Source organism: Vibrio fortis (genome assembly GCF_000695685.1).
GTDB classification, from domain to species: Bacteria; Pseudomonadota; Gammaproteobacteria; order Enterobacterales; family Vibrionaceae; genus Vibrio; species Vibrio fortis_A.
On record NZ_JFFR01000029.1, the window covers coordinates 1 to 1,176 of the forward strand.

The window sequence follows — 1,176 nt, forward strand, 5'->3', positions numbered from 1 at the left end:
AAGTTAATACGTCCTTCATCGCCTCTGACTGCCAAGGCATCCACCGTGTACGCTTAGTCACTTAACCATACAACCCGAAGAGGTCTTTATGTATGGCATTTGCTTTCACCTGCTTATTTGATTTCACTTTAAAAAGTGAAGACAAATGGCAGTGAAGACAAAATAGCAACCAAGGTTTTTGGTTGTAATAAGAAGGGTTAATTCTTATTACGTGTTTGCCGGACTCAATTGTGAATCAAACTAAGTTTGATTCGAATACAAGACACTTGAATGTGTTTGTGTTGTGTTTACTGTTCTTAATAAATAAGAGCAGATAAACATTGAGAACTTTTAATTTGATTAACTTAATCACAGCCTTGAGCTGTTTGATTTCACTTTTTAAAGTGAAAACCAATTAAGTAATCAGTCAGCTTTCCAAATTGTTAAAGAGCAAGTTTCTTTCGCTAATGACTAGCTAATGAAAACCATTTTTAAAAGCACTCCCCCCCCCCCCCCCCCCCCCCCCCCCCCCCCCCCCCCCCCCCCCCCCCCCCCCCCCCCCCCCCCCCCCCGTCAGCTTTCCAAATTGTTAAAGAGCAAGTTTCTTTCGCTAATGACTAGCTAATGAAAACCATTTTTAAAAGCACTATCGCTAATGCACTTAAAGATGGTGGGCGATACCGGGCTCGAACCAGTGACCCCCTGCTTGTAAGGCAGGTGCTCTCCCAACTGAGCTAATCGCCCACATTAGTTTTAATTCCTCGTGGAGAAGAATTCCTCAAGAATGGTGGAGCTAAGCAGGATCGAACTGCTGACCTCCTGCGTGCAAGGCAGGCGCTCTCCCAGCTGAGCTATAGCCCCATCTTGAGAGTCATTTCTAAAAGAAGAAATGGTGGGTCGTGCAGGATTCGAACCTGCGACCAATTGATTAAAAGTCAACTGCTCTACATAAGAAATGGTGGGTCGTGCAGGATTCGAACCTGCGACCAATTGATTAAAAGTCAACTGCTCTACCAACTGAGCTAACGACCCAATGGTATCCCGTAGGGGAGTCGAACCCCTGTTACCGCCGTGAAAGGGCGGTGTCCTAGGCCTCTAGACGAACGGGACACTGCATGAAGATATTGGGATATCTTCGTCTCTTTTACTTTCTAAACCGTATCAATCTGTGTGGACACTTATCGTGAATATCTTCGT

1 protein-coding gene and 4 tRNA genes are annotated in these 1,176 nt (G+C 45.1%); 1 reads left to right on the top strand and 4 read right to left on the bottom strand.

Features of this window, described 5'->3' with window-relative positions:
- The first annotated feature begins 457 nt into the window (after positions 1-457).
- Positions 458-604: a hypothetical protein gene (locus VFDL14_RS24450; protein ID WP_200870309.1), complete on the top strand. Its 147-nt coding sequence runs from the start codon at positions 458-460 to the stop codon at positions 602-604.
- A 43-nt stretch (positions 605-647) separates the two neighbouring features.
- On the opposite strand, the gene VFDL14_RS02660 is transcribed toward VFDL14_RS24450, so the two are convergent.
- The 4 genes from VFDL14_RS02660 to VFDL14_RS02645 all read right to left on the bottom strand — a co-directional run bounded on the left by VFDL14_RS02660 (position 648) and on the right by VFDL14_RS02645 (position 1,089).
- A tRNA-Val gene (locus tag VFDL14_RS02660) sits at positions 648-723 on the bottom strand.
- Positions 724-764: 41 nt separating this feature from the next.
- Positions 765-840, bottom strand: a tRNA-Ala gene (locus VFDL14_RS02655).
- Positions 841-935: 95 nt separating this feature from the next.
- A tRNA-Lys gene (locus tag VFDL14_RS02650) sits at positions 936-1,011 on the bottom strand.
- A gap of 2 nt (positions 1,012-1,013) precedes the next feature.
- A tRNA-Glu gene (locus VFDL14_RS02645) sits at positions 1,014-1,089 on the bottom strand.
- Positions 1,090-1,176: the final 87 nt, after the last annotated feature.

What these genes read in the sequence shown, in the direction of transcription:
- VFDL14_RS24450 (WP_200870309.1), top strand. Translation starts at nt 458, where the DNA reads ATGAAAACCATTTTTAAAAGCACTCCCCCCCCCCCCCCCCCCCCCCCC.